This window comes from Phyllobacterium sophorae (assembly GCF_003010965.1).
Lineage (GTDB): Bacteria > Pseudomonadota > Alphaproteobacteria > Rhizobiales > Rhizobiaceae > Phyllobacterium > Phyllobacterium sophorae.
This window is the reverse complement of sequence record NZ_PGGM01000005.1, coordinates 129,275-155,590: the sequence shown is the minus strand read 5'-3', so window position 1 is coordinate 155,590 and position 26,316 is coordinate 129,275. Positions and strand designations below refer to the sequence as shown.

Here is a 26,316-nt window from a genome sequence, read left to right as displayed (position 1 = left end):
GAAAAGCGCATGCCTGAAGCTCTGAAAGCCACCAGAACCTTCGCCTTTCTGCTCGTCGACAGATTCCCGATGTTCAGCCTCGCGGCGGCTATCGACACCATGCGCACCGCCAATCGCATGTCGGAGCAGCCGTTCTATTCCTGGATCACCGTTTCTGCCAGCGGCTCAGCAGTGACCGCTTCGAATGGTTTGCAGATCAACGTACAATACGCGCTGGCAGACCTTCCTTCGGCTGATATCTTCTTCATATGTGCCGGGTTGACGACCGAATTCGCAGAAAAGCCGAAAGTCATCGCGACCCTGCGCAGTCTCGGACGCCGGGGTGCATCGCTTGGCGGTCTCAATATCGGCAGCTACATTCTCGCCGAGGCCGGCCAGCTTGAGGGTCACCGCTGCACCATCCACTGGGAAAACCGCGCCGGATTTCAGGAACGGTTTCCGCAGATCGATTGCACCGGCAATGTCTTCGAGATCGACCGCAAGCGCTATACCTGCGCTGGCGGCACGACGTCGATCGACCTGATGCTCGAAATCATAAAGCAGGATTTCAGCCCCGCACTCGCCAATGAAGTGGCGAACCAGTTTCACCATGAGCGCATCCGCTCGCAGACCGACCGCCAGCGCATCGGGCCGGAGCGCGACCTTACCGGCAAGTCGGAAAAGCTGCGCAAGATCGTCGAGCTCATGGCCGACAATCTGGAACAACCGAAATCGGCGGTGCGGCTCGCCAAGGCGGTTGGCTTGTCGGTCCGGCAGGTGGAGCGTCTGTTCCTGCGCCATCTCAACATGACACCGGGCCGTTACTACATGAGCCTGCGGCTGGAGCGCGCGCGCGAACTTTTGCGTCAGACCCATTCCCCCATTCTCGATGTCGCATTGGCAACGGGCTTCACGTCGCATTCCTATTTCGCCCAAAGTTACCGGGCGCAGTTCGGGCGTTCTCCCTCGGACGAGCGGCGCACAACCTACTAAAAGGCCCAAGACCAGCCGCGCATTTTTTCGTCAGTTTTTTTGCTCACGATCTGCGCAAAACGCAACTCAATACAATTTTTTTCAACTAAAACGGGTAAAAATACTAATAGATTCAATGTCTTGCCAAGATATTGGGCAATGTGCATTGTTTGTCGGCTTTCGAACTCACGTTTGGCTTGGAGGAGCTGTGAGGGAAGCCGGAGGAGTGGGGACGTCCATTAACGCCTGAGCGCTTTTCTGTTCGCGTAATTTCCATTCGCAGATGAACGAGCCGGTTTGCGTTTTGCAAACCGGCAATGGCTGGTCGTTGCCCTGATTTTGACAAATGTTATTTTCGAGGAGGAGATGCGCAGTATCAGAACGTCAATCTTGCACTGAAACTGAATCTGCTTGATGTCCCCGGCTGGATAAGGGGGCTCGCGAATGTGTTGTTTCCCGGCATCAGCACAGATACGCCCAGTGGATGGTCGCAGCCCGGTTCGCCGGGCGCGTATTACGAGTTTGGCTGGCTATCCCATGGGACCTTTGGGATGTTTGATACGATAAATGTCTGGGGTTTCCGCGATGACACGATCACCGATTTCGTCAATGGCAATGACGTGCTGAAGTTCAGCCGCAACCTTTTATGGCAGCGCACAGGATGTGTTGAACGGTGTGTTGCAGGCCTCGGACGGAAGCGGTGTTGTTCTCAATAATTGGAATGGCTGCACAAAGCTGGAAGGGTACACTGTGGACACGTTCAGGGCCTGCGTTTCGTCACATGCCGGTTCCATCCAGATCGTGTGATCCGGGGTAAGTCCTGATCGTCACGTCCTTCCGCCTAGAACCAGCACCGCGCCGGTTTGCCGGCGCGGCACCGATGGAAAGGCATTGGCCTCGCCAAATCCCTCGATATTGTCCGCGAACTCTCTCCGGCGGAATGATCCCATATGAGGGCAAACCGCTCTAATCCATCACCCGAAAACCGATGCCCCGTTCTCGGCTTTGCCGACCACGTTGCGGAACGCCGCGAAAAGTTCGCGCCCCATCCCATAGCTGTTGTGGCTGATATCCACTTCCGGCGTCGGGCGGGCTGCGAGAACCTCAGGATCCTCCAGCACGTCGAGCGTACCGATCTCGGCATCGAGCCTGACGACATCGCCGTCACGGATCTTGCCGATGATGCCGCCATCGAGCGCTTCCGGTGTCACGTGGATCGCTGCCGGAACCTTGCCGGAGGCGCCTGACATGCGCCCGTCCGTGACCAGTGCCACCATGTGACCGCGGTCCTGCAGCACGCCGAGCGCAGGGGTCAGCTTGTGCAGTTCGGGCATGCCATTGGCGCGGGGTCCCTGAAAGCGCACCACCGCGACAAAGTCCCGATTGAGCTTACCCGCCTTGAATGCATCCTGCAGCGCCGCCTGGCTGTCGAAGACGATGGCCGGCGCTTCTATGATATGCCGGTCCGCCTTGACCGCCGATGTCTTGATCACCGCCGTACCGAGATTGCCTTTCAGCATTTTCAGGCCGCCGGTAACCTGGAACGGCTGCTTGCAGGTTGAAAGCACCTTCTTGTCGGCACTTTCCGCAGCGACCGGTTCGCGCACCACGGTCCCGTTCTCGCCGAGTTTCGGTTCGATCGTATAGGCGCGCAGACCCTCAGTTCCACCCCATACGGTCTTCACGTCTTCATGCAACAGGCCGGCATCAAGTAGCTCCCGGATGATGTAGCCCATGCCGCCCGCCGCATGGAAATGGTTCACATCGGCAAGACCGTTCGGATAGACGCGGGCCAGCAGCGGTACCACATCGGAGAGGTCGGATATGTCCTGCCAGGTCAGTTTGATGCCTGCAGCGGCCGCCATGGCGACAAGATGCATGGTGTGATTGGTCGAGCCGCCAGTGGCATGCAGGCCGACAACGCCATTGACGATGGTCCGTTCATCGATCATTTCGCCGACAGGCGTGTATTCATTGCCGAGTGCGGTGATGGCGAGCGCGCGCTTTGCCGCCTCGCGAGTCAGTGCGTCGCGCAAGGGGGTGCCCGGGTTGATGAACGAGGAGCCCGGCATATGCAGGCCCATGATTTCCATCAGCATCTGGTTGGAGTTGGCTGTGCCGTAAAATGTACAGGTGCCCGGGCCGTGATAGGATTTGGACTCGGATTCCAGCAGTTCATCGCGGCCGACCTTGCCTTCCGCATAGAGCTGGCGGGTTTTCGCCTTCTCGTCATTGGGCAACCCGGTGGTCATCGGGCCTGCCGGAATGAATACAGCCGGCAGGTGACCGAAGGTCAAAGCGCCAATGGTCAGCCCCGGCACGATCTTGTCGCAGACACCGAGATAGACTGCAGCGTCGAACATGTCATGTGACAGGCCGATGGCCGTCGCCATGGCGATCACGTCGCGCGAGAACAGGGAAAGCTCCATGCCCGGCTGCCCTTGGGTCACGCCATCGCACATGGCTGGCACACCGCCCGCAACCTGCGCTACGCCGCCAGCTTCCTTGGCGGCTGCCTTGATCAGTTGAGGATAGGTCTCGAACGGCTGGTGTGCCGACAGCATGTCATTATACGAGGTGATGATGCCAAGGTTGGGCACCACGTCGCCGGCCAGCGCCGCCTTGTCGGAAGGGCTGCAGGCGGCAAATCCATGGGCGAGATTGGCGCAGGCTAGCGCCGAGCGTTTGGGCTTGCGCGATGCCGCCTCGCGCAGATGGTCGAGATAGACATCGCGCGTCGGCTTCGACTGTTCGCAGATGCGATGGGTAATGCTTTTCACCCGTTGCAGGACGGTCATCTTACATCTCCTCTAGGCGTCTATCCGGACGTTGGGAGCTGTCCGGATGGATCACACACTCCAGGCTTCAGGGCGCCCAGAAAATTTCAAGCGCGATCGGCTCATGCCGCAGCACCGCGCGGATCGGCATATCCGCCGTCTCGCCGTCGCCGAGCGCTTCCTCGAGAACAGCTTTCTTGGCAGCGCCTTCAATATGCAGCGCGACGAACCGCGCCTTGACGATTACCGGCAGCGTCAGCGTCAGTCGTGGCTCGCCAGCGCCCCCGGCATGCATCGGCAGGACAAGCGCCGGCTGCTCCGGCGAAATCGCATCGATGAGGCGGTCGCCGCCGGGGAAGAACGATGCAGTATGTCCGTCGCCGCCCATGCCGAGAATGACCGCATCGAACGGCTGTCCAAGCCTTGCAATTGCCTCAGCCGCTATTTTAGCACCTTCCTCGGCATCCGGCGCGTCATTGTAGAGGCCGGCGAATTTCGCCTTGGCCGCTTCATTCTGCAGAAGTGTGCCGGTGACGAGTTTCTGGTTCGAGCGGTCGCTGGAAGGCGGCACGAAGCGCTCGTCCACCAGCGTCACCGTTATGCGGTCCCAGGGCAGCTTCTTGTGCGAGAGCGCCTTGAAGAAGCGGGCCGGCGTTGTGCCCCCTGACACGGCGAGGACAGCCTGACCGCGTGCATTGCAGGCTTCGGCGAGGCGTCCGGCGATGGCCGCGGCCAAGGCCTCGGCCAACGCATCACCATCTGCGAAACTGTGCAATTCGTGTTTCATTGCCATGCCACCAATTTCTATGATGCTTCGTGCCAGGTGCGGCCGTCGCGCTCGATGAGCGCGATCGATGCCGAAGGGCCCCAGGTTCCGGCGGTGTAGCCGTAGGGTGGCTGATCGTTTTCGGCCCAGGCCTTGAGGATCGGATCCACCCAGGTCCAGGCGGCGACCACTTCGTCGCGTCGCATGAACAATGTCTGGTTGCCACGCACCACGTCCATGATCAGCCGTTCATAGGCGTCGGGGCTGCGCGCCTGGAAAGATTCGGCGAAGCTCATATCGAGCGGTACGTGGCGCAGGCGCATGCCACCGGGGCCCGGATCCTTGATCATCATCCACTGCTTGACGCCTTCGTCCGGCTGCAGCCGGATAACCAGCTGGTTGGCCACGACCCGGCCGGCGCTTTCGCCGAAGATGGAATGCGGAATGGGTTTGAACGAAACGACGATTTCGGAAGCGCGTGTCGCCAGGCGCTTGCCGGTGCGCAGGTAGAACGGCACGCCGGCCCAGCGCCAATTGGCGATTTCGGCTTTGATCGCAACAAAGGTTTCGGTATTGCTCTTGTGCCCAAGTTCTTCCAGATAGCCCTTGACCGCGCCTCCCGCCGAGGCACCTGCTCGATACTGGCCGCGTACGGTAAGCTCCTCGTAATTTTTGGAATTGATCGGGCTCAACGACCGCAGCACTTTCAGCTTTTCATCGCGCACCGCGTCGGCATCCATCGATGACGGCGGTTCCATCGCCACGAGGCAGAGAAGCTGCAGCATATGGTTCTGAACCATATCGCGCAGTGCTCCGGCCGTATCGTAATAGCCGGCACGGTTTTCGAGCCCGACCGCTTCCGCCACGGTGATCTGCACATGGTCGATATGCGCTGAGTTCCACAACGGCTCATAGAGCGCATTGGCAAAACGCAATGCCATCAGGTTCTGCACTGTCTCTTTGCCAAGATAGTGATCGATGCGGAAAATCTGCTGTTCGTGGAAGACGTGTCCGATTGTATCATTGAGGGCGATTGCGGAATCAAGATCGCGGCCGATCGGCTTTTCGACGATGATGCGTGTGTGATCGTGAACCAGCTTGTAGCCCTTCAGGCGGCCGGTGATATCGCCGAACAGCGAAGGGTTGACCGCGAGATAGAATGCCCTGATTTTCTTTGTATCGTTGCCGACTTCGGCCTTGAGCTCTTCCCAGCCATTGTCAGACGTTGCATCGACAGCGACATAGGAAAGACGCTCCAGAAACTTGTCGAGCTGCTTTTCGTCGATTTCGTCGGCCTTTACATGTTCCCGGATCGCCGCTTCGGCAAACTTCCGGTAATCAGCATTCGACATGGCCGAACGCGATGCGCCGATGATGCGTGTTGGTTCCGAGAGCTGGCCATCGCGCTGACGCTGGTACAATGCCGGAATCAGCTTGCGCTCGGCGAGGTCGCCGGTACCACCGAAAACAATACAATCAAAAGGATCAACCGGGATAATCTGACTTGTCATGAGAACAATCTCGCTATGCCTGAACTGCGCGTCCGAAGATGCTGGGTTGTATAATCTAATCGATTTAAAATGACCAGTCCTGATACGCGAACTGCGTCAAAATGCATTTCCAATTCACGTCCTTTCCAATACCATTGCAACGAACAGGAAGCAGTCATGGTACAAAATCTATCCAGAATTATCGCACAGGATAAGAATTTCCTGAACATCATCAATGGCCGGCGTGTTGCTGCACTCTCGCAAGAAACGATCACTGTTTTGTGTCCGTCGGATGGTCTGGCGTTTGCAACCATTCCGGCCGGCAGTGCCGGGGATGTCGACCGGGCAGTCAGTGCAGCGCGCGAAGCCTTCGATCATGGCCCGTGGTCGAGGATGACTGCGGTAGAGCGCGGGCGGCTGCTGACGCGCCTTGGTCGGTTGATAGAGCAGCATGGCGATGAATTGGCGGCACTCGAGTCGCGCGATACCGGCAAGCCGATACGCCAGGGCCGGGCCGATGTGGCGGCGGCCATGCGCTATTATGAATTCTATGGCGGGGCGGGCGACAAGATTCATGGCGACACCATTCCATTTCTCGATGGGTATACGGCCCTGACTTTACGCGAACCGCATGGCGTTGTTGCGGGCATCATTCCCTGGAATTATCCGATGCAGATCATGGCGCGGGTGGTGGGTGCGGCGCTTGCCATGGGCAATACGCTGGTCGTCAAGCCTGCGGAAGACGCATCGCTCTCCACGATCCGCATCGGCGAACTTGCCGTCGACGCCGGTTTCCCCGATGGTGTGCTCAACGTCATCACCGGCTATGGCCGCGAGGCGGGCGCCGCCCTGTCGTCGCACCCCGGTATCGATTATGTGACCTTCACCGGCTCCCCCACGACCGGCACGGCGATCCAGCAGGCAGCGGCCACCAACAATCGCGGCGTCACCATGGAACTCGGCGGCAAGTCGCCGCAAATCGTCTTCGCCGATACCGATATCGAACGAGCGCTGCCCGTACTCGTCAATGCAATCATCCAGAATGGCGGCCAGACCTGCTCGGCGGGCAGTCGCATCCTCATCGAACGCCCCATTTATGACGAGGTCGCCACAGCGCTCGGGGAAAGGTTCAACAAACTCGTTGCCGGCCCCCACGATGCCGATCTTGATCTCGGCGCCATGATCAACCCTGCACAAAAGCGCCGTGTGGAGAATTATGTCAGGGCAGCGGCGGAGGCAGGAATCGATGTGGCCGGGCGCGGTTCCATAGATAGCAATGCACCTGCCGCCGGCTTCTATGTTGCGCCGGTGCTCTTTGGCGCAGTCGACCCCTCGGCCATCATTGCGCAGGAGGAAGTTTTTGGACCGGTGCTTTCGCTGTTCGCTTTCAACGATGAACAGGATGCGATCCGGCTCGCAAACAGTACTGAATATGGCCTGGTTGCGGGAGTGTGGACCAAGGATGGTGCGCGACAGCATCGCGTCGCCAAACGCATTCGGGCCGGTCAGGTTTTCGTCAACGCCTATGGTGCGGGCGGCGGCATCGAATTGCCGTTTGGCGGCTTCAAGAAATCCGGTCATGGCCGCGAGAAGGGCTTCGAGGCGCTCTACGACATGTCCGCAACCAAAACGATCATCTTCCGTCACGATTGATCGCAAACCATGACATCCATCACCAGCATGTATGAGGAGAAAACATGACCCGTTTGGCAGGCAAGACAGCAATCATCACCGGCGCAGCATCAGGTTTTGGCGAGGGGATGGCCAAGCGCTTTGCCGAAGAGGGCGCCAGGGTTCTTGTCGCCGATCTCAATCTGAAGGGTGCGCAGAAGGTTGCCGGGGATATTGGCAAGGGAGCCATTGCGGTTCATGCGGATGTCTCGCGCAAGGAGGAAGTGGATGCCATGGTGCAGACCGCGATGGATGAATTCGGCCGCATCGACATCATGGTCAACAATGCCGGCTTCACCCACCGCAACGGCTCGATGCTCGATGTCGATGAAAGCACTTTTGACCTCATCGCCGGAGTCAACATGAAGGCGATTTACTATTCGGCGCTCGCCGTGGTGCCGATCATGGAAATGCAGGGGGGCGGGTCCATCATCACCACCGCCTCGACGGCCGGGCTGCGTCCGCGTCCCGGTCTTACATGGTACAACGCGTCGAAAGGCTGGGCCATCAGCGCTACCAAGTCCATGGCGATCGAACTTGCCCCGAGGAACATCCGGGTCAATTGCCTCTGTCCCGTGGCCGGTGAAACGCCGATGCTTGGCCTGTTCATGGGTGAGGACACGCCGGAAAAGCGTGCGCAGTTCAAGGCAACCGTACCGCTTGGCCGGCTTTCCACGCCGCTCGATATCGCCAATGCCGCGCTATGGCTTGCCTCCAGCGAGGCTGATTTTATCACCGGTGTTGCGCTTGAGGTCGATGGCGGCCGCTGCATTTGAGTGAAGTGCGGCTTCACCCTTGAAACAGGATCGGATCGGGCTACATTGTTCGGGTAGCCCGATTTTCCCATAGCGCTGTCCTGGCCCGTGCGACCCCGTGGCGCTCCCACCTCTCAAGGACACTATCATGACATCGAAACCTGTCTGGTTCATCACTGGCTGTTCAACCGGTTTTGGCCGCGAACTCGCGCGCCATACACTGGAACTCGGTTATCCGACCGTCGTTACCGCCCGCAATACGGCGCAGATCGAGGACCTCGCCAAGGGACATGAAGACAATGGCCTTATCCTGCAGCTCGACGTGACGAAGGCCGAAGACATTGAAAGCGCCGTCAAGGCCGCGGTGGAACGCTTCGGACGCATCGACGTGCTCGTCAACAATGCCGGCATTGGATATTTTGGCTCGTTCGAAGAGAGCGAAATGGATGAAGTCCGCAAGATGTTCGAGATCAATGTCTGGGGCCTTGCCAACATGACGCGCGCTGTCCTGCCCACCTTGCGCCAGCAGCGTTCGGGAACAATTGTCAACATTTCCTCGCAAGGCGGACTTGTGGCGAACCCGGCCGTCAGCTTCTACACGGCAACCAAGTTCAGCGTCGAAGCCCTGTCGGAAGCCCTGTCAAAGGAAGTCGCGCCGCTTGGCCTCAAAGTGCTTATCGTCGAGCCGGGTCCCTTCCGCACGGATTGGGCCGGCCGGTCCGCCAACGAGGTCCCTTCGACGATAGAGGACTACCGTTCCACCTCGGGTCAGCGCGCCCAGATGATACGGGACATAAGCGGCAATCAGCCGGGCGATCCGGTCCGTGCCGCCAAGGCAATTGTCCAGGCGGTCGAAGCCAAGGATCCGCCGCTGCGTCTGTTGCTCGGCAAGCAGGCACTTCAGAACGCCCGCAACAAGATCGGCGAGCTGCAGCGCGATTTCGATGCCTGGGAGAAAGTTACCGTAGGGGCGGATTATCCGGAGGCTTAAGGCCCATGGCTGCGTGAATTTTTGATGGAAGATATCGGAAATCAATGGTATTAGCTAAGTTAGCTAATGGAGCAGGATAATGCAGGTCACAGTTCACGCAGCCAAGACCAATCTTTCGAAACTGATCGACGCAGCCTTGGCGGGTGAAGAGGTCATCATCGCCAAAGGCAAGAATCCGGTCGTCAAGATCGTTCCCATTCCCAAGAGCCGTTTCAAGATCGGAATATTGGAAGGGCAGCTGCTCGGTGATGGTCCTGATTTCTTTGAGCCCATGTCCGAGGAGGAACTTAAACTTTGGGAAGGCGGCGAGTGAACTCGGTTCTTCTCGATACCCATACGTGGGCATGGACCCTCAATAGAAACCCAAGATTGTCCACAAAATCTGCATCCATCATCGAACAGGCTGACGTGGTTTTTGTTTCTCCAGTCAGCTTTTTCGAAATCGGTCAGAAAGTCCACCTTGGCAAATGGCCAGAGATGGAACCTTTCTTAGACCGGCTAATAATTTTGCTGGACGAAGCAGGAGCGCAAGTTGCAACGCTCACGCCGGAAATAAGTCTGGCCGCTGCGGTGATGGACTGGGCACATCGCGATCCATTCGACCGGATGCTTGCTGCAACGGCCATCCATCATGATCTGCCATTAGTTTCTGCGGACACGACATTCGACGCGCTTGCCAATCACAAAGGTTGGGTTGCCCGAATCTGGTAAAAAAGTGGCCGGCGAAAGCCGGCCAATTTGTTTCTGGGCATGCTTCTAGATCAGATTCCGCAAAATCACGAACAACGTGAAGGACAGCGCGATCGAGACTGGCAAAGTCAGTACCCATGCCATCAGCAGATTGCGTACCGTCGACATCTGCAGTCCGGAACCATTGGCGACCATCGAGCCGGCGACGCCGGATGACAATATGTGCGTGGTGCTGACCGGCAGCCCGAGTGTATCCGCGGTGAAGATCGTGCCCATGGCCACCAGCTCGGCCGAAGCCCCCTGACCATAGGTGAGGTGCGTCTTGCCGATCTTCTCGCCGACGGTGATGACGATACGCTTCCAACCGACCATTGTTCCGAGGCCAAGTGCCAGCGCCACCGCCACCTTGACCCAGGTCGGGATGAACTTAGTCGCATTGTCGATCGCCTGGTGATAGGTCTTGATCGTCGCAAGGTCCGCCGCGTCCATCGGCAGTAGTTTTTTCTTGTCGATCAGTTTCAGCGCCTCACCCGTGAGATACATGTCATTGCGCGTATTGCTGACCATGCCGACGGGTACATTGGCGGCGGATCCATAGGGCGAAATGTTTGCATTGGTCTCGGTGATGAACTGCTGGATAGCGACCGTTGTCTGATCGCTCCACGTCTTGTTGCGAACCGCCTCGCTGACCACGGCCTTTGCATCGGTCACGACGACCCCGGGCTTTTCATACTTCTTCAGCGCAGCGCCGGCCTGCGTGGCGGCGGACTTGTATGCGTCCAGATAGTTGACGTCTGGCGTACGGTTTAGTGCGAAAGCGGTCGGTACAACACCGATCAGGATAAGCATGATAAGGCCCATCCCTTTCTGGCCATCGTTCGACCCATGTGCAAAACTCACACCTGTGCAGGTGAAAATCAGCAACGCGCGAATCCACAATGGCGGCGGGGTACTTCCCTTCGGCGCCTCATAAAGCGCCTTGTTCTTGATGAAGAGCTTCATTGCCAGCAGCAGCAAGGCAGCCGCACCAAAGCCAAAAAGCGGCGAAATCAGCAGCGACATGCCAACTTCGGTGGCTTTCGACCAGTCGACGCCGCTGGTGGCCGTCCCGGCCGGTGCCAGAAACTGATTGGCAAGGCCGACACCGACGATAGAACCGATCAGAGTGTGCGAACTGGAGGCCGGCAGGCCGAGATACCAGGTGCCGAGGTTCCACAGGATCGCCGCCGTCAGCAGCGAAAACACCATGGCCAGACCGGCGCTGGAACCAACCTGCATGATGAGTTCGACGGGGAGCAGGGAAATGATGCCGAAGGCAACCGCGCCGCTCGCGGTCAGGACGCCGAGAAAATTGAAGAAACCGGACCAGATGACAGCGATCTCGGCGGGCATGGAGTTGGTGTAGATCACCGTTGCGACGGCGTTTGCGGTATCGTGAAAACCGTTGACGAATTCGAAACCGAGAGCCGTGACAAGTGCCAGTCCGAGCAAAATCCACGGAACGGCGACGGCACTGGTCAGATCCTGCGTCAGCGAATAGCCCACATAGAAAAGGCCGGCAATCAGGATTGCGATTACGGCGTAGTTGGGCAGGTTGCCCAGGCTTTTTGGCTTCTCAAGCGGATGTTCACTTTTCAGCAGGCCGGCATCGGTTGCATTGCTTAGCGTCATGGCCAGATCCCCGGTGGTTGATGAATGCTGAACAAAGGCTATGACCGCGGCGTGAACCCTTGATGACAACGCGGGATACCTTGCGTGAAACGCAGGGAATCTTTATCGCTTTTCTTGAGTGAGAAATTCTGGAAGCGCCATGCATAAAGTTGTCATCAGCGGTACGGGCGTCTTCACGCCGGAACAGTCCATCAGCAATGCCGAACTCGTCGAGGCATTCAATACCTATGCCACAAGGCAGAACGAAATTCATGCTGACGGGATCGCCGCGGGCACCCGCGAGCCGATGACCATGTCCAATGAGGATTTCATTGTACGCGCTTCCGGCATCGAGCGGCGCCATGTGCTGAACAAGTCTGGCATTCTCGATCCGGATATCATGCATCCCGTTCTCCCCGAACGCAGCGATGACGAACTGTCGGTGATGGCCGAACTGGCGGTGAAGGCTGCAATGCTGGCACTTGCCAAAGCCGGACGGACGGCCTCGGAGGTCGACGCGGTGATCTGCGCCGCCTCCAATCACGAGCGCGCCTATCCCGCCATCGCCATCGAGGTGCAACAGGCTCTGGGAATCGAGGGTTTCGGTTTCGACATGAATGTCGCCTGTTCTTCGGCGACCTTCGGCATCCAGGCGGCAGCGGATATGATCCGCTCGGGTTCTGCCCGCGCCATCCTCATCGTCAATCCGGAGATTTGCTCGGCGCATCTCGAATGGCGCGACCGCGACTGCCACTTCATCTTCGGCGATGTCTGCACCGCCGTCCTGCTCGAGCGCGACGACCTCGCCACCGCCGCTGACCGGTTCGAAATCGTCTCGACCCGCTGTCTCACGCAGTTTTCCAACAATATTCGCAACAATAACGGGTTCCTGCGCCGCACGCGGGAAGGGCACATGGCCGACCGGCGCGACATGCTATTCCGCCAGGAGGGCCGCAAGGTGTTCAAGCAGGTGGTGCCGATCGTTGCTGATCTGATCCTCACTCACCTTGCTGACGAGAACATCGCACCGGCGCACCTGTCGCGGCTCTGGCTGCACCAGGCCAACAAGGGCATGAACGACCTGATCGGCGTCAAGGTGCTCGGCCGCGAGCCACAGGCTGGCGAACAGCCGAACATCCTGCAGGATTATGCCAATACGTCGTCCGCAGGCTCGATCATCGCCTTTTCCAAATATTCCGACGACCTCGCGCCCGGCAGCCTCGGAGTGATCTGCTCGTTCGGGGCGGGGTATTCTGTGGGCAGCGTGATTGTACGGAAGGTGTAGAAGATAAGAGAAACCTGTTGTTTAAACAGGTTTCTTCTTTGCGCTACAGAAGCTTGGAGTGTCGAAGCGACCTACAAGATAAAATCGCTTTGACTCAGCGTATGGCTGGGATCTTCGATCCTTATCTCGCCTTGGACGGTTAGGTTGCTCGCCCATATCGTGACGTCGTATCCTGAACCAGACTCAACCCAGGATATACCCCCCGTAACATGATCCCTGAACACCAGGTGCTGCTGTCCGGGTAGCCCAGAGTAATCGACTGCAGAAAAATCGATCTTGTCGAGATTATCCATGTATATGGTTGGCGTCGTGGTGCTACCGCTGTTGCTCAACTCGGCCCAACTGTCGAATGTGTAGGTGTCTGCTCCAGCATTGCCATTCATTATGTCCGCTTGCCCGCCGCCGCGCAGGATGTCATTGCCATTGCCTCCATTCAACGTATCATTATTGTTGTCTCCCCACAGGCGGTCGTCACCATCGCCACCGTTAAGCGTATCGCTGCCACTTCTGCCATGAAGCTCGTCGTTCCCGGCAAGACCACTAATAATATTGCTGAATTGATCGCCTCTGAGGTCGTCTCCGTACCCGCTGCCGATGATGTTAATGCACTGAAAGATGGTGTCGCCTTCGGCGTCGCCACCGCTGACGGTTCCGCCTCCTGAGTTGAAGCTGACGTTTACTCCCGTCAGTGAAGTCTCGTAGCTGACCGTATTATTGCCAGTCCCCCCCTGGACGAGATCACCGCCAGGACCACCGATCAGCGTGTCATCACCATCTCCGCCAAAGAGCTGGTCACTATCGGCGCCTCCTTCGAGCCGATCATTGTTAGCGTCGCCATTGAGCGTGTCATTACCGATACCGCCACGAAGCGTGTCATCATTACTGCCGCCATACAGCGTGTCATTACCGCCGCCGCCGTCGATCGTGTCATTGCCCTGTTGGCCACTCAATGATGAGTCGTTGCCGCCCATGCCGTTGATGATGTCGTCGCCAGCCATACCGAAAATCACATTCGGCGCGTCATTGCCCGTTAGCGTGTCGCCGAAAGTCGAGCCGACGAGATTTTCGAAACCGGCGACCGCAGTATCACCTTGCGCATGTCCGCCGGACGCACTCTGGATGCCACCCAGCAAGCTGAGTGTCACATTAACGCCAGCGTCGGAATTGAAATATCCAAGTGTGTCGCTGTTACCGCCAAGATCGGCGAGAATGATATCCGCGCCGCCCCCACCCTCGATGTAGTCGTTTCCGGGTCCGCCGGTAATGGTGTCATTGCCGTCGAGACCCTGATAATAGTGATTGGAATTCAAAGTCAGAAGAAACGCCTGTGTGTCGCCCCGTGCCGTGCCGATTTGGGGTGTTGCATTCCCTACGCCCAGCAGGCCCATATAAAATGCATCCAATACATTCTGAGTAGCCATAACGTTACCCTCCCTGATCCTATCGCAGGGCAAACCCCATCGCGGGGCTCTTTGACCCTGCAATAGTAAATCTCATTAATTTGTTTTGCTGTTATCTGCGTGATTCGCCACATTTATACTGGAGAATACGTACGTATGTAGAATACTCTTTGTTTGCGTATAAATCAAACAGTGTATTTTTGTGTTCGTTCAGGATGAATTGTTGCTGTTGACCTAATGCTTTTGTACTAAAATGAGCGTTGTATTTATTGGCTTATTTGCTTTCAACGCCGATTTTTGCAGTTACCCCATCAAATCCTGTCCACCAGCGCATACCAGCTGAGTGCCAGGAACAGCAGCGGCGCCCGGAACTTACGCCCCCCCGGGAAGGCCGGGATTTTCAGCTCCTCCAGCAATTTCAACCGGTCGCGATTGCCCGCCACCGTCTCGGCGTAGAGCTTGCCGACGAAGTTCGACAGCATCACCCCATGCCCGGAATAGCCGCCTGCCGAGATCACATTGGGCATGACCTCGCGCACGAAAGGCTGGCGCGGCAGGGTAATGCCGACAGAACCGCCCCAGGCCTGGGTGATCTCGACATTGGCGAGCGCCGGGTAGATTTCGGCGATCTGGCGGCGGATATGCGTGCTGATATCGAGCGGATTGTCCGCCGTATAGGCCTCGCGCCCGCCGAATAGCAGCCGTCCGTCCTTCGAACGGCGGAAATAGCGCACGACGAAGCGGGAATCGTCGACGCTCTCGCCGCCAGGCAGCACCGGACTGTCGTCGGCCAGCGGCACCGTTGCGCCGATGAACGAGCGGATCGGCATGACATGCGACGCGCTGATGGGTTCGAGATTGCCGCCATAGGCATTGACCGCGATCAGGCCCTTCGCTGCCGTCACATTGCCGAATGGCGTCGTGACAATCACCCGGCCATTTTCCGATTTGATGGAGGTTACCTTGGTGTTCTCGTAAAGATGCGCACCTGCCTGTGCCGCAGCCTTGGCGGTTCCGACGACCAGTTTCATCGGCTGGATATGGCCGGTGCCCTTATCGTAGGTGCCGCCGAGATAGCGCGTGGAGCCCAGGCGCTCGGCGGTCTCGTTCGCGTCCATGTAGTGGATGTGCGGATAGCCGAAACGCGTGGCCATCAGCTCGGCGTGGCGCTGATAGTCCTTCAGGTAACGCTTCTTGTGCACGACAGACATCTGGCCCGGCACATATTCGATATCGATCCTGTGGGTTCCGGCAAATTCAAGCAGATGTGCCTTGGCGTCCTCGGCCAGATCGAACAGCGCCTTGGCGCGCGTGAAGCCATATTGCGCTTCGAGGTCTTCCGCCCAGGCGCGCTGTCCGGTGCCAAGCTGCCCGCCATTGCGCCCCGAAGCGCCATCGCCAAAGCGCCAGGCCTCAAGCAGGACGACGTCGACACCCGCCGACGCCAGATGTACGGCGGCCGACAGGCCGGTGAAACCGCCACCCACGATAACGACGTCGGCGCTCCGCGATCCGTCCAGCGCCGGGTATTCGATGCGATCATCGATGGTGGTTTCGTACCAGGAGATGCCGGGGGAGATGGGGGACTGATAGTGCATTATTGTGCATTCCGATCTGGAAATACTGGCGCTGCTCTATCTCTCCCCATGTGGGAGAGAAAGGATTTTCTTGGATTTAGCTTCTTTGCTAAATCCTTGGAAAATCCAAGTGAGGGGATTTGTCTCTATGTGCGGAGCACTACCCCCTCTCTTGCGATTTCTGGCACTTAGCCAGGCTAAGATGCTGAAATCGCTTTCTCCCCGCAAAGGGAGATAAGGCTGCAGCATCACACATTGAGCAGCAGAAATTCGCGCTCCCACGGGCTGATAACCTCCATGAAGGTCTCGAACTCGGCGCGTTTGATCGCGGCGTAGGTGATGGCGAAGGATTCGCCCAGCATGGCGATGAGATCCTTGTCATGCTCGAACAGGATCGTTGCCTCGATCAGTCCGCGCGGCAGCTCGATCAGGCTGTCATTGACTGTCGTCGAAGCCGGCGCATCGGGCTCGATCCTGTTGTTCATGCCGATAAGGCCGCAGGCGAGCGAGGCCGCCAGCGCCAGATAGGGGTTGGCGTCGGAGGAGGGAATGCGGTTCTCGACGCGCCGCGCTGCCGGGTCGGAACGCGGCACGCGGAAGGCCGTGGTGCGGTTGTCATAGCCCCATTTGACGTTGACAGGCGCGGAGGCCGCCGGCGTCAATCGCCGGTAGGAATTCACATATGGCGCAAACATCACCAGCGAAGCCGGGACGTGTTTTTGCATGCCGCCGATGAAAAAACGGAAGGCCTCGCTCTCCGTGCCATCGGGATTGGAGAAGATATTGCGCCCTGTCTTCTTGTCGATGATCGACTGATGGATATGCATGGCCGATCCCGGCTGGCCCTGGATCGGCTTGGCCATGAAGGTTGCGTACATGTCGTGCTTCAGCGCCGCCTCGCGGATGGTGCGCTTGAACAGGAACACCTGATCGGCAAGCTCGATCGGATCGCCGTGACGCAAATTGATTTCGAGCTGCGCCGCGCCCTCCTCATGGATCAGCGTGTCGATCTCGAGGCCCTGGCTTTCGGAGAAATGATAGATATCGTCGATCAATTCGTCGAATTCGTTGACGCCCGCGATGGAGTAGCCTTGACCGCCGCCGATGGCGCGGCCTGAGCGCCCGACTGGCGGGGTGAGTGGATAATCCGGATCCGGGTTCTTCTTGACAAGATAGAACTCGATTTCCGGCGCGACGACCGCCTTCAGGCCCTTCTTGCTGTAAGCGGCCATCACGCGCTTCAGCACATTGCGCGGCGTGAACTCCACAGCTTGCCCGTCCTTGTTGACGAGGTCGCAGATGACCTGCGCGGTCGGGTCGCTTTCCCACGGCACTTCCGAAAGCGTGGATAGATCCGGCATCAGCTTCAGGTCGCCATCGTCTTCCGGATAGGAGAAACCATGCCCGTCTTCCGGATAGGAGCCGGAGATCGTCGCCATGAAGACCGCGGAGGGCAGGGCCAGCGATGTATTGGAGGTGAATTTCTTCGACGGCATCATCTTGCCGCGCGCTACTCCAGCCTGATCCGGCGTGATGCACTCGATGTCTTCGATATCCCGCCAGGCCAGCCACTCGGAAGCTTCACGCCAGTTTTTCACGCCGCGAGTTGCCTTGACATAAGCGGGCGTACGCCGCCGGGTGGTCGTCCGTGCGGGTTTCTTTTCAGGAGTTTCGGAAGGCATCAATCACCAGAATGAGTTGCGGTGACAGGATGATAGAACAAATTATGACGGGATGGGAGGCGGGGCGGTGAAAATTGTGGAATGGCCGCGCGACGCCTGGTCGCGAGCCCCTGTCCAGGCGCTTATCGCGCCAGATTGACACCCAGAAGGCGCCTGTACTCTTTCTCGGCCACCCCATAGAAGCCGTCGGCCTCCGCAATGAGCCCTGCGCGATCTACAATCGTTATCAGTCCGCGCTTGGCGCGGATCAGCCGCTTGTCTTCCAGGACGTGCAGTGTTTCCGTCACCCATGGCCGCCTTACTCCAAGCATGATCGCCAGAAACTCGTGCGTCAGCACGATTTCAGGGCCATGTGTGCGGTCATGCACCATGAGCAGCCAACGGGCCATTCTCGCCGCAACACTGGCCTGGCCATTCGCCAAAGCCGTCGATGCAGTCTGAACGATCATTGTATGGACATAGAGCAACAGGTAGTTGCGCAATGTCTTGCTCGTCTCCATGGCATGTTGAAGGTGCACGGTAGCGATACTGTAACCGTCGCCAGCGACCTGTATGTAGCTGTCGTGCGGCGATTGCATTCCGCCAAGAACGACCGCGGAGCTGGTCATTCCATCATTGCCGGAAATGCCGACCTCAATATCACGGCCGTCGGGCATTTTGGCGACAATCGAGGCCAGACCGGATTCAAGGAAGTAAACCTCGGCAACCGGTGTTTGCGATTTCTCGACGATGTGTCTCAACGGCAGTTTCTGGGCCACGAGATGCGGCGCGAGCAGATCCAAATCGCTTGCACGCATATGCCTGAGAAGCCTGTTCTCATACGCAGACTGTGGAGTTAGCATCCTATTCCCTTCCCGCGGGAACAGAGAATCCTGCGTGATGAAATGGTATAAATATCGAAATAAAAAAGTGACACAATGCATTGTCTGCCAATGGACAATTCTCGCATTGTCTATCAATATATTCCCGAAAGATCGGCGATATTTTCTCTGAGTTTCATTATGACACATTTTGCAAAATATAAAAGATTTACTTTGGATAGTTATGAAAATAATGACGCAGTCAAAGTATTCGTGTTCGAAAATGGAGGAAAAACAGTCGCAGATATTTTCTGGGATGAGAACGGTCAAACCGGCGCAGGCACGTATTTGTATGCGACATACGTGCCGGTCGCGCTCGAACGGGCCGAGGATGTGAGGCAGAATTACGGTTTTGCGAAGGTCATCGTTATTATCGAAAATCTCGATCTTTGGGACGCCGATTGGGGTGATTTGATAGATTAGAAACCACATTCGGAACAATTTTGTAATGACTATTGTCTATTGACGTACACAAAATTGAGCATAAACTCGAAATCTTGTAATATAACTGAAAAATATGTGGTTTTTATATTTCTTTCTTTTGGGAGAAGGATTTAGGTGCAGAACGTTTGCTATTTTGCGAGCTACGGAGTTCGGCCGTATCACGATCGAGCTACGGAGTTCGGCCGTATCACGATCGAAGCCATATCGTCAGAATACGCCACGATACTGAAAGGTATTTGATGGGTTTCTTTCTCAAAGCTCTAACCGTGACAAAGGGGCTCGAAAGGCCAGCCTTGCGGAAGGCCAAGAGGCGTGAGCGAATGCAACTGAGGCTTTTAAAGTCCCACTAACGCAAACGCAGGTCGCGTTAATTGCCATTCTCAAGTGGTTCGTTGTCTAGCGGATTGGAGGAGGCATGAATATTGCAAAACCGCTGCGTCCGACTGATTATCCTCGCCGGGCCTATGATTGTCAGATCGCGCTGAGTCAAAGATTCACATGGGTCATGGATTGCCTGTCCGCCGAGGCGGCCGAAGCCGGATGGCAGTCGGAGGAGACGACGCGAGCAATCGTTGGATTGGTGCTTGCCTATGCTGCGGACCAGCAAATTGAAAAAACTGTATCGGTGCAAGCTGTAAAAGAGCTGTTCCTGCAATAGCTTGTGGGAAGACGCGATACAGCGGTTATTTGGGAGGGACGACGTATCGGAGCAGACGGGCGTGGGGTCGGTCGCTCCGGTTAGCACTGCGTGGTTCGAAAGGCTCACCGGACCACGCAGTGACTTCAATCACCAAAAGCAAAACCGCCCGCAATTGCTTGCGAGCGGTTCTGCGTGCCGTGCTGGTTCCAGACCGAAACCAGAGAAGGCCACGGCAGCTTCTTCCCGGGAAAAGCGGTAACCGGTTCTCCGTCCGGAATTGCGAAAGCAGATCTACTGCCTTGTAACGACCACCGGGATCAGCAGATCGCCCCAGTTGCCGTCGCCGCCATGATGGCGGGCGGATCGGACCAGTTCAACGGACACGCCGGCGTCGACCGCCTTCATGACGGATTGGTTGAGGCGATGCAGGTCATTGGCGACCATGCGAATGACAGCCTGCTGGTCTGCATTCATGGCCGATGATTGCTCCTCGGCCCGTTCCTTGACGCGTGTCTGCGGTGCCATGATCTTCTCCTTTTCTGGCGTTGCAGCGAACGATCCCTTGATCGTCCGGGATGGAAAGGCGGCAGATGTGGGCCGTGCCGCCTGTCCGTATTGGGTCTTACTCGGCAGCCGGGCGGAACTGATCCGTCTCGGTCGATTCCTTCATCGCCGTGGTCGAAGACTGGCCGCCGGTGATTGCCAGCGAAACCGCATCGAAATAGCCGGTGCCGACTTCGCGCTGGTGCTTGGTCGCGGTGTAGCCGTTGACCTCGGCGGCGAATTCCGCCTCCTGCAGTTCCGAATAGGCCGACATCTGGCGTTCCTTGTAGCCGCGAGCCAGTTCGAACATGCCGAAGTTGAGCTGGTGGAACCCGGCCAGCGTGATGAACTGGAACTTGTAACCCATCGCGCCCAGCTCGCGCTGGAATTTGGCGATCGTCGCCTCGTCCAGATGCTTCTTCCAGTTGAAGGAAGGCGAGCAATTATAGGCGAGCAGCTTGTCCGGGTGCTCCCTGCGCACGCCTTCTGCAAAACGCCTGGCCTGTTCGAGGTCGGGCTTCGATGTCTCGCACCAGATGAGATCCGCATGCGGCGCATAGGCTATCGCCCGGGCAATGCAGGACTCAAGGCCGTTCTTGACCTGATAAAAGCCTTCTGTCGTCCGGCCCGCATCGTAATCGACAAAGGGCTGGTCCCGTTCATCGATGTCCGAGGTCAGAAGCTTGGCGGCTTCCGCGTCGGTACGGGCGATGACCAGTGTCGGCGTCCCCATGACGTCGGCGGCCAGCCGCGCAGCATTCAGGTTGCGAATATGCGCTGCCGTCGGGATCAGCACCTTGCCGCCCAAATGGCCGCACTTCTTTTCCGAAGCGAGCTGGTCTTCATAGTGGACACCGGCAGCGCCTGCCTCGATGAAAGCCTTCATGATCTCGAAGGCGTTGAGGGGGCCGCCGAAGCCGGCTTCCGCATCGGCAACGATCGGCGCGAACCAGGTGTCGACCGAAAGGCCCTTGCCCTCCGCCGTCTCGATCTGGTCGGCGCGCTGCAGCGTCTTGTTTATGCGCTTGGCCAGCTCCGGCGCGGCATTGGCCGGGTAGAGCGATTGATCAGGATACATGGCTGAAGCTGTGTTTGCGTCCGCCGCGACCTGCCATCCGGAAAGATAGATTGCCTTGAGGCCTGCGCGAACCATCTGCATAGCCTGGTTGCCCGAGAGAGCGCCCAGCGCATTGACGAAACCATCTTCGTGGATGAGCTTCCAGAGCCGGTTGGCACCGTTCTCAGCGAGAGTATATTTGATCTGAACCGAGCCTCGCAGGCGCTTGACATCGTCAGGTGTATAGGGGCGTTCGATACCATCATAGCGGCCCTCCGGTGCATTTGGTACGAGGCTGTAAAAATCAGTCATTATCGTCTCCACAAAGAGTTTTGTCCCGCCGCAACCTGCCTGATAGGGAGTTTGGCGGCTGCGTTGATATGACTAAATTTACATTGCGGCGCGATATGGTCCAGAAATATCGCGGTTTCATGCCAATTTATCGAGTTATTCTGTCTAGTGATTGACAAAGTGGAATTGTAAATTTGTAAAGATTGTAATATTGCGATCTGAGAGAATTTTGTGTAAATCTTGTCAAGAATACCCCGAAACGCGTAGGGTAGAGGAGTCCCATGGCCGAAGGCAAGATTTTCGCCGGACCGCGCATCAGGCGCATTCGCAACGAACGCGGTCTGACCCAGACGGCGATGGCTGAGGCGCTGGGCATTTCGCCGTCCTATCTCAACCTGATCGAACGCAATCAGCGGCCGCTGACCGTCCAGCTGCTGCTTAAGCTCTCCTTCACCTACAAGATCGAGCTCGATACGCTGCAGATGGAAACCGGGTCCTCCATGGCGGCACTGAAAGAGATGTTTTCCGATCCTCTGCTCAATGGCGAATTGCCGGGCGATCAGGAGCTCATCGAAATCAGCGATGCGGCCCCTAACGCGACCACCGGCTTCATCAAGCTCTATCGTGCCTACAAGGAACAGCAGGAGCGGCTTTCCGATCTGTCGGAACTCCTCGCCAGGGATGGCCGCGCACCCTCCCTGTCTGCCACGCGCCTGCCGCTGAATGAGGTGCGTGAGGTGCTGGAGCGCCGCGCCAACCACTTTGCGCGCATCGAAGGCGAGGTCGACAGTTTCGCCAGCCTGATCAAGCCGGGTGACGATCTGTTCGGAGCACTCAAAGCCTGGCTGAAGAGCGAACATGGCATATCTGTGCGCATTCTTCCCGTGGCGACCATGCCGAACTGGCGCCGCCGCTATGACCGCCATTCGCAGCGCCTGTTCATCTCCGAACGCCTGTCACCCTTCGACCAGCTGCGTGAAGTGGCGATGGAAGCAGTGCTCATGCGCATGCAGGTGGTCATCGCCGCCGAAATCCAGGACCTGAAACTCTCTTCCGATGAGGCGAGGCGCATCGCCCGCTTTGAGTTCGGGCGTTATGCCGCGCACGCGCTGATGATGCCTTGGCAGGCATTCCAGACCGCTGCCACCCGCGCACGCTACGATATTGACGTTCTCCGGTCGCGCTTCCACGTTTCGTTCGAACAGGCGGCCAACCGCCTGACAACCCTTACGGGCAAGAACGATATTCCGTTTTTCATGCTCGAGGTCGATCATGCCGGCAACCGTTTCCGCCGGGCAGGGGCGCAGGGCTATCCGCAATCGCGCTTTGGCGGCGATTGCCCGAAGCTTCCCGTCCACGCCGCCTTCGCCCAGCCTGGGCAGATCCTTGTCGAGGCCGTCGAGATGCCGGACGGCGCCGAGTTCCTGACCCTCGCCCGCACGCTGGAAGGACCGCAGGGCGCTTTCAACGAGCGCCCGCGCCGCACGGCGATCCTTCTCGGCTGCGACATCGAATATGCCGACCAGACGGTCTATGGCAGCGCACTCGGCAACCGGAGCATCAGCGCACCGCCGCTCGGGCGTTTCGTTGGTTCGACGCCGGTCGGCCCCGCCTGCCGCCTGTGCGAGCGCTCGGCCTGCCTCTCCCGCGCCGAACCGCCGGTGACGCGCCCGCTGGGGCTGGACGAGATGGTGACCGGGCTGAGTGCGTTTGATTTTCAATGAGTAAGGCGTAGAGCGCGGCGCGTGCCCTGAATTTGGACAAGGTGCTTGTATCCGGCTGTCATTCCGGAAGCCCGCCTCTTCGCAAGCCCTCGACGAACATTGCGAGGTCTTCCGGCCGGCGTATCGGAAGCCAATCCGTAACGTTGGATATGCGCAGCGCCGGATCGAGCTGCTGCAAGCGCTGCATTGCTTGCCGCGCTTTGTCCGCACGGCCGGCAAGGGCATGGCTTGCTGCGATAATGCCGATGACCATCAGGAAGTTCGGCAAATCCCTGGACGATTTTTCCGCCCATGACGAGGCTGTGTCGAACCGGCCGGCAAACAAATGCGCCATGGCCATTCCTGCCTGCATTCGATACATCTCCGGGTCCAGCGGGCTCAAGCGCATTGCGCGCGTGAAGTGCTCGATGGCTCCGTCTGGTTCCCCGCGCCAGGTTCTGAGGAAGCCGCCCAGGAACCATGCGGCCGCAAGGTTGGGATTGAGCATCAGCGCCCGGTCGATCAATGCGATGCCGCCATCGAGGTCACCCATGAGATGGCCAAGCGCATGCCCGCTTCGCGTCAGGGCCACCGCATCATCTCTGCCCAATTCGATGGCCCGGCGGGCCAATCGGGTGCCTTCGGCCAGTTCTTGCCGCCGGTCCGTCATCCAGCCGTTGACCTTGCGCCAGAAATAGCACCAGGCCGCCATAGCGTAGGCCGACGCGAAATCCGGATCGAGTTCCATGGCCTTATAGAAGAACGGCAGTGCGTCGTTGACGTCTTCCCTTGCCCCTTTTTGGAGTTTCGCCATTCCACGCAAATAGCAGTCATAGGCGTCGAGACTTTCGGTTGGTTTTCGTTTCGCGCGTTCGATCTCCGCTCTCTCGAGTTGGGGCGCGATCGCGCCAACGACACTCGCGGCCAACTGATCCTGAAGCTCGAAAATGTCGTCGAGAGTGCCTTCGAAGCGGTCCGCCCAGAGGTGCCCGCCGGTCGTCGCATCGATGAGCTGCCCTGTGATGCGCACGCGGTTTGCCGCCTTGCGCACGCTGCCTTCAAGCACGTACCGCACCCCCAGCTCGCGGCCAACCTGCTTCACGTCAACCGCCCGGCCTTTATATGTGAAGCTCGAATTGCGCGCGATGACGAACAGCCAGCGGATATGGGACAGCGCGGCGATGATGTCTTCGACCACGCCTTCAGTGAAATATTCCTGCTCCGGATCGCCGCTCAAGTTCTGGAACGGCAACACGGCAATGGAGGGTTTGTCGGGCAGGGCCAGGCCAAATCCAGATGGCTCGTCCGTCTCGGCGGGCTCCGTCTCCGGGGGATTGAATGTATCCGGCGATGGCACTTCCCGGACGTCGCCAATAAACCGGAAGCCTTTGCGAGCGACTGTCCGGATCAAGCGCTGCTCCCCGCCGCTGTCGCCGAGCGCCTTGCGTAACGCATTGATATGACTGGTTATGGTTGACTCAGAAACGATCCGGCCACCCCATATCGAGTCCAGCAAACTATCCTTGTTGACGACCCGCTCGCGATTCTCAACCAGGTGAACCAGCAGGTCGAATACTTTCGGGCCGATAGCAACCACCTCGGATCCCTTGGTGAGTTCCCGTTTGTCAGTGTTGAGAATGTAGTCCGCGAACACGAATTGCACTGGGACGCTCCTTAAGACCATTTGCGGGGCACGGAACCGGGGGCTGGACTGGTCGGTGGCGAGCTATTGCTACCACACTCGCTGCCTCACGAACGGATCGCTGCTTGGCTCTTGGACAAATTTACAATGTTAAGTCAATTGCAATGCAAGGTCCCCACAAGGACTCCCGGTCATCTTGCGGGCAATCTCTATGGCAATCGATCGCAATTGATGCGGCCGGTATCATAGGGAAATCTAGCCATGAAAATAGTCGTTATCGGAGGCACTGGCCTCATTGGAACGAAGCTGGTCAACAACCTGCGCCAGCATGGGCATGAGGTCTTGCCCGCGTCACCCAATTCGGGCGTCAATACCATCACGGGTGAGGGATTGGTTGAAGCGCTCATGGGCGCGAAGGTTGTCGTGGATGTGGCGAATTCGCCCTCATTCGAGGACAAGGCCGTGCTGGAGTTTTTCGAAAAGTCCGGTCGCAACCTGCTTGCTGCGGAAGCCGCCGCCAGCGTGTCTCATCATGTTGCGCTGTCGGTGGTCGGCGCCGACCGCCTTCCTGCGAGCGGTTACCTCCGTGCGAAGCTGGCTCAGGAAAATCTGATCAAGAGCGCGAATATTCCCTACACGATCGTCCGTTCGACACAGTTCTTTGAATTCATGAGCGGCATTGCCCAGGCGGCCACCGTCGGGCAGACAGTCAGCCTCTCACCGGCCCTTCTCCAGCCTATCGCGTCGGATGACGTTGCAAACGCCATGGCCAAAATTGCAATTGGCGTGCCGGCGAACGGCACTATCGAAATCGCAGGTCCGGAACGGCTGCCCCTCGACGAAATTGTGCGTCGATACTTGCATGCCACGGACGACCCGCGGACAGTTGTTGCCGATGTCCACGCCCGGTATTTTGGCACCGAGTTGAATGATCAATCGCTTAACCCGGGCGACAATCCCCGTATCGGCTCGACCCGTTTTGAGGACTGGCTCAGCTATTCCGCAGCTCAAGCCAGGGAAAAATCCAATGTTCAATAGATTGCTGTGCGGAGTTGCACTGACGGCGCTTTCCCTGACTGGAGCATTCGCCCATGACGTTTCGAGCGACAAGTCCAAAATCACGTTGGTCTTCGATCACGCGCTTCCGAACGTCCCGGGTAAAAGCATGAAAGGTGTGCTGGTCGAATATGAACCCGGTGGCTCATCGCCGGCACACACCCACCCCGACTCTGCGTTCATCTACGCGACGGTCCTCGAGGGCGCGATCCGGAGCAAAGTCAATGACGGCCCGGAGAAAGTATATCGAGCCGGCGAGAGCTTCGCTGAAGTACCCGGCGACCATCATGGCGTTAGCGCCAATGATAGCGATACGCGACCCGCACGGCTTTTGGCAGTCTTTGTAGTCGATTCCACTGAAACGAATCTCGCCACCGACGACAAGGAGTGAGGCG

The 26,316-nt window shown here is 58.0% G+C and carries 24 protein-coding genes; 13 read left to right on the top strand and 11 right to left on the bottom strand.

Translation table 11 applies throughout. The features are described from left to right. The first annotated feature begins 9 nt into the window (after nucleotides 1-9). Together CU103_RS13310 and CU103_RS13305 are read left to right on the top strand one after the other, a co-directional pair. Nucleotides 10-972: a GlxA family transcriptional regulator gene (locus CU103_RS13310; protein WP_106664419.1), complete on the top strand. Its 963-nt coding sequence runs from the start codon at nucleotides 10-12 to the stop codon at nucleotides 970-972. Between the two features lie 296 nt (nucleotides 973-1,268). Beyond that, entirely contained in the window at nucleotides 1,269-1,667 is a 399-nt protein-coding gene (locus CU103_RS13305; RefSeq protein WP_106664418.1) for a hypothetical protein, read from the top strand. A gap of 258 nt (nucleotides 1,668-1,925) precedes the next feature. Here CU103_RS13305 and edd read toward each other — a convergent pair whose 3' ends face one another. From edd to zwf, 3 genes are all read right to left on the bottom strand, one after another. Beyond that, nucleotides 1,926-3,749, bottom strand: coding sequence for a phosphogluconate dehydratase (gene edd / locus CU103_RS13300; RefSeq protein ID WP_106664417.1), 1,824 nt, complete (start codon nucleotides 3,747-3,749; stop codon nucleotides 1,926-1,928). 67 nt (nucleotides 3,750-3,816) lie between these two features. Beyond that, nucleotides 3,817-4,515: a 6-phosphogluconolactonase gene (gene pgl, locus CU103_RS13295; RefSeq protein WP_106664596.1), complete on the bottom strand. Its 699-nt coding sequence runs from the start codon at nucleotides 4,513-4,515 to the stop codon at nucleotides 3,817-3,819. A 17-nt stretch (nucleotides 4,516-4,532) separates the two neighbouring features. Then, entirely contained in the window at nucleotides 4,533-6,005 is a 1,473-nt protein-coding gene (gene zwf, locus CU103_RS13290; RefSeq protein ID WP_106664416.1) for a glucose-6-phosphate dehydrogenase, read from the bottom strand. Nucleotides 6,006-6,161: 156 nt separating this feature from the next. Between zwf and CU103_RS13285 the strand changes: the two genes are divergently transcribed. The 5 genes from CU103_RS13285 (at nucleotide 6,162) to CU103_RS13265 (ending at nucleotide 10,112) form a co-directional block, all read left to right on the top strand. Next, nucleotides 6,162-7,637, top strand: coding sequence for an aldehyde dehydrogenase family protein (locus tag CU103_RS13285; protein WP_106664415.1), 1,476 nt, complete (start codon nucleotides 6,162-6,164; stop codon nucleotides 7,635-7,637). 44 nt (nucleotides 7,638-7,681) lie between these two features. After that, nucleotides 7,682-8,431, top strand: coding sequence for an SDR family oxidoreductase (locus CU103_RS13280; protein ID WP_106664414.1), 750 nt, complete (start codon nucleotides 7,682-7,684; stop codon nucleotides 8,429-8,431). Between the two features lie 127 nt (nucleotides 8,432-8,558). Next, nucleotides 8,559-9,401, top strand: coding sequence for an oxidoreductase (locus tag CU103_RS13275; RefSeq protein WP_106664413.1), 843 nt, complete (start codon nucleotides 8,559-8,561; stop codon nucleotides 9,399-9,401). Nucleotides 9,402-9,480: 79 nt separating this feature from the next. Further along, nucleotides 9,481-9,714, top strand: a complete 234-nt coding sequence (locus CU103_RS13270; protein ID WP_100000049.1) for a type II toxin-antitoxin system Phd/YefM family antitoxin — start codon at nucleotides 9,481-9,483, stop codon at nucleotides 9,712-9,714. Next, complete coding sequence (locus tag CU103_RS13265) at nucleotides 9,711-10,112, top strand: type II toxin-antitoxin system VapC family toxin (RefSeq protein WP_106664412.1); 402 nt, start codon at nucleotides 9,711-9,713, stop codon at nucleotides 10,110-10,112. Before CU103_RS13270 ends, CU103_RS13265 begins: the two co-directional genes overlap by 4 nt. Nucleotides 10,113-10,157: 45 nt before the next feature. On the opposite strand, the gene CU103_RS13260 is transcribed toward CU103_RS13265, so the two are convergent. Then, nucleotides 10,158-11,762, bottom strand: coding sequence for an inorganic phosphate transporter (locus tag CU103_RS13260; protein WP_106664411.1), 1,605 nt, complete (start codon nucleotides 11,760-11,762; stop codon nucleotides 10,158-10,160). A gap of 139 nt (nucleotides 11,763-11,901) precedes the next feature. On the opposite strand from CU103_RS13260, the gene CU103_RS13255 reads away from it, so the two are divergent. Then, nucleotides 11,902-13,026 carry a beta-ketoacyl-ACP synthase III gene (locus CU103_RS13255; RefSeq protein WP_106664410.1) on the top strand — a complete coding sequence of 375 codons (1,125 nt, stop codon included), beginning with the start codon at nucleotides 11,902-11,904 and terminating at the stop codon, nucleotides 13,024-13,026. A gap of 71 nt (nucleotides 13,027-13,097) precedes the next feature. On the opposite strand, the gene CU103_RS13250 is transcribed toward CU103_RS13255, so the two are convergent. The 4 genes from CU103_RS13250 to CU103_RS13235 all read right to left on the bottom strand — a co-directional run bounded on the left by CU103_RS13250 (nucleotide 13,098) and on the right by CU103_RS13235 (nucleotide 18,482). After that, on the bottom strand, nucleotides 13,098-14,447 hold the full coding sequence (locus CU103_RS13250; protein WP_106664409.1) for a calcium-binding protein: 1,350 nt from the start codon (nucleotides 14,445-14,447) through the stop codon (nucleotides 13,098-13,100). 290 nt (nucleotides 14,448-14,737) lie between these two features. Continuing rightward, complete coding sequence (locus tag CU103_RS13245; RefSeq protein ID WP_106664408.1) at nucleotides 14,738-16,024, bottom strand: NAD(P)/FAD-dependent oxidoreductase; 1,287 nt, start codon at nucleotides 16,022-16,024, stop codon at nucleotides 14,738-14,740. A gap of 227 nt (nucleotides 16,025-16,251) precedes the next feature. Next, nucleotides 16,252-17,685, bottom strand: a complete 1,434-nt coding sequence (locus CU103_RS13240) for a glutamine synthetase family protein (RefSeq protein WP_106664407.1) — start codon at nucleotides 17,683-17,685, stop codon at nucleotides 16,252-16,254. Between the two features lie 122 nt (nucleotides 17,686-17,807). Continuing rightward, nucleotides 17,808-18,482 (bottom strand): Crp/Fnr family transcriptional regulator, encoded by a 675-nt coding sequence (locus CU103_RS13235; RefSeq protein ID WP_106664406.1) that lies wholly within the window; start codon nucleotides 18,480-18,482, stop codon nucleotides 17,808-17,810. A gap of 204 nt (nucleotides 18,483-18,686) precedes the next feature. Between CU103_RS13235 and CU103_RS13230 the strand changes: the two genes are divergently transcribed. Together CU103_RS13230 and CU103_RS13225 are read left to right on the top strand one after the other, a co-directional pair. Next, on the top strand, nucleotides 18,687-18,968 hold the full coding sequence (locus CU103_RS13230) for a hypothetical protein (RefSeq protein WP_146147792.1): 282 nt from the start codon (nucleotides 18,687-18,689) through the stop codon (nucleotides 18,966-18,968). Nucleotides 18,969-19,404: 436 nt separating this feature from the next. After that, nucleotides 19,405-19,647, top strand: coding sequence for a hypothetical protein (locus CU103_RS13225; RefSeq protein WP_106664404.1), 243 nt, complete (start codon nucleotides 19,405-19,407; stop codon nucleotides 19,645-19,647). Between the two features lie 273 nt (nucleotides 19,648-19,920). On the opposite strand, the gene CU103_RS13220 is transcribed toward CU103_RS13225, so the two are convergent. After that, nucleotides 19,921-20,154: an SMc00767 family acetate metabolism repressor gene (locus CU103_RS13220; RefSeq protein ID WP_027230260.1), complete on the bottom strand. Its 234-nt coding sequence runs from the start codon at nucleotides 20,152-20,154 to the stop codon at nucleotides 19,921-19,923. Nucleotides 20,155-20,251: 97 nt separating this feature from the next. Next, nucleotides 20,252-21,541, bottom strand: coding sequence for an isocitrate lyase (gene aceA, locus CU103_RS13215; protein ID WP_106664403.1), 1,290 nt, complete (start codon nucleotides 21,539-21,541; stop codon nucleotides 20,252-20,254). A gap of 260 nt (nucleotides 21,542-21,801) precedes the next feature. Here aceA and CU103_RS13210 point away from each other — a divergent pair, with 260 nt between their 5' ends. Then, the gene (locus CU103_RS13210) at nucleotides 21,802-23,244 is read left to right on the top strand and encodes a helix-turn-helix domain-containing protein (protein ID WP_106664402.1); all 1,443 of its coding nucleotides are present in this window, start codon (nucleotides 21,802-21,804) and stop codon (nucleotides 23,242-23,244) included. A gap of 58 nt (nucleotides 23,245-23,302) precedes the next feature. Here CU103_RS13210 and CU103_RS13205 read toward each other — a convergent pair whose 3' ends face one another. Continuing rightward, the gene (locus CU103_RS13205; protein WP_106664401.1) at nucleotides 23,303-24,886 is read right to left on the bottom strand and encodes a winged helix-turn-helix domain-containing protein; all 1,584 of its coding nucleotides are present in this window, start codon (nucleotides 24,884-24,886) and stop codon (nucleotides 23,303-23,305) included. A 240-nt stretch (nucleotides 24,887-25,126) separates the two neighbouring features. Here CU103_RS13205 and CU103_RS13200 point away from each other — a divergent pair, with 240 nt between their 5' ends. Both CU103_RS13200 and CU103_RS13195 read left to right on the top strand, forming a co-directional pair. Then, a complete protein-coding gene (locus CU103_RS13200) occupies nucleotides 25,127-25,903 on the top strand; it encodes an SDR family oxidoreductase (protein WP_106664400.1) in 777 nt (258 codons plus the stop codon). After that, on the top strand, nucleotides 25,893-26,312 hold the full coding sequence (locus tag CU103_RS13195; RefSeq protein ID WP_106664399.1) for a cupin domain-containing protein: 420 nt from the start codon (nucleotides 25,893-25,895) through the stop codon (nucleotides 26,310-26,312). Before CU103_RS13200 ends, CU103_RS13195 begins: the two co-directional genes overlap by 11 nt. Nucleotides 26,313-26,316: the final 4 nt, after the last annotated feature.

Bases quoted from the DNA above. Each gene is read 5' to 3' on its own strand.
- CU103_RS13310 (WP_106664419.1), top strand. From the start codon at position 10: ATGCCTGAAGCTCTGAAAGCCACCAGAACCTTCGCCTTTCTGCTCGTC.
- CU103_RS13305 (WP_106664418.1), top strand. From the start codon at position 1,269: ATGGCTGGTCGTTGCCCTGATTTTGACAAATGTTATTTTCGAGGAGGA.
- edd (WP_106664417.1), bottom strand. From the start codon at position 3,749: ATGACCGTCCTGCAACGGGTGAAAAGCATTACCCATCGCATCTGCGAA.
- pgl (WP_106664596.1), bottom strand. From the start codon at position 4,515: ATGAAACACGAATTGCACAGTTTCGCAGATGGTGATGCGTTGGCCGAG.
- zwf (WP_106664416.1), bottom strand. From the start codon at position 6,005: ATGACAAGTCAGATTATCCCGGTTGATCCTTTTGATTGTATTGTTTTC.
- CU103_RS13285 (WP_106664415.1), top strand. From the start codon at position 6,162: ATGGTACAAAATCTATCCAGAATTATCGCACAGGATAAGAATTTCCTG.
- CU103_RS13280 (WP_106664414.1), top strand. From the start codon at position 7,682: ATGACCCGTTTGGCAGGCAAGACAGCAATCATCACCGGCGCAGCATCA.
- CU103_RS13275 (WP_106664413.1), top strand. From the start codon at position 8,559: ATGACATCGAAACCTGTCTGGTTCATCACTGGCTGTTCAACCGGTTTT.
- CU103_RS13270 (WP_100000049.1), top strand. From the start codon at position 9,481: ATGCAGGTCACAGTTCACGCAGCCAAGACCAATCTTTCGAAACTGATC.
- CU103_RS13260 (WP_106664411.1), bottom strand. From the start codon at position 11,762: ATGACGCTAAGCAATGCAACCGATGCCGGCCTGCTGAAAAGTGAACAT.
- CU103_RS13255 (WP_106664410.1), top strand. From the start codon at position 11,902: ATGCATAAAGTTGTCATCAGCGGTACGGGCGTCTTCACGCCGGAACAG.
- CU103_RS13250 (WP_106664409.1), bottom strand. From the start codon at position 14,447: ATGGCTACTCAGAATGTATTGGATGCATTTTATATGGGCCTGCTGGGC.
- CU103_RS13245 (WP_106664408.1), bottom strand. From the start codon at position 16,024: ATGCACTATCAGTCCCCCATCTCCCCCGGCATCTCCTGGTACGAAACC.
- CU103_RS13240 (WP_106664407.1), bottom strand. From the start codon at position 17,685: ATGCCTTCCGAAACTCCTGAAAAGAAACCCGCACGGACGACCACCCGG.
- CU103_RS13235 (WP_106664406.1), bottom strand. From the start codon at position 18,482: ATGCGTGCAAGCGATTTGGATCTGCTCGCGCCGCATCTCGTGGCCCAG.
- CU103_RS13230 (WP_146147792.1), top strand. From the start codon at position 18,687: ATGACACATTTTGCAAAATATAAAAGATTTACTTTGGATAGTTATGAA.
- CU103_RS13225 (WP_106664404.1), top strand. From the start codon at position 19,405: ATGAATATTGCAAAACCGCTGCGTCCGACTGATTATCCTCGCCGGGCC.
- CU103_RS13220 (WP_027230260.1), bottom strand. From the start codon at position 20,154: ATGGCACCGCAGACACGCGTCAAGGAACGGGCCGAGGAGCAATCATCG.
- aceA (WP_106664403.1), bottom strand. From the start codon at position 21,541: ATGACTGATTTTTACAGCCTCGTACCAAATGCACCGGAGGGCCGCTAT.
- CU103_RS13210 (WP_106664402.1), top strand. From the start codon at position 21,802: ATGGCCGAAGGCAAGATTTTCGCCGGACCGCGCATCAGGCGCATTCGC.
- CU103_RS13200 (WP_106664400.1), top strand. From the start codon at position 25,127: ATGAAAATAGTCGTTATCGGAGGCACTGGCCTCATTGGAACGAAGCTG.
- CU103_RS13195 (WP_106664399.1), top strand. From the start codon at position 25,893: ATGTTCAATAGATTGCTGTGCGGAGTTGCACTGACGGCGCTTTCCCTG.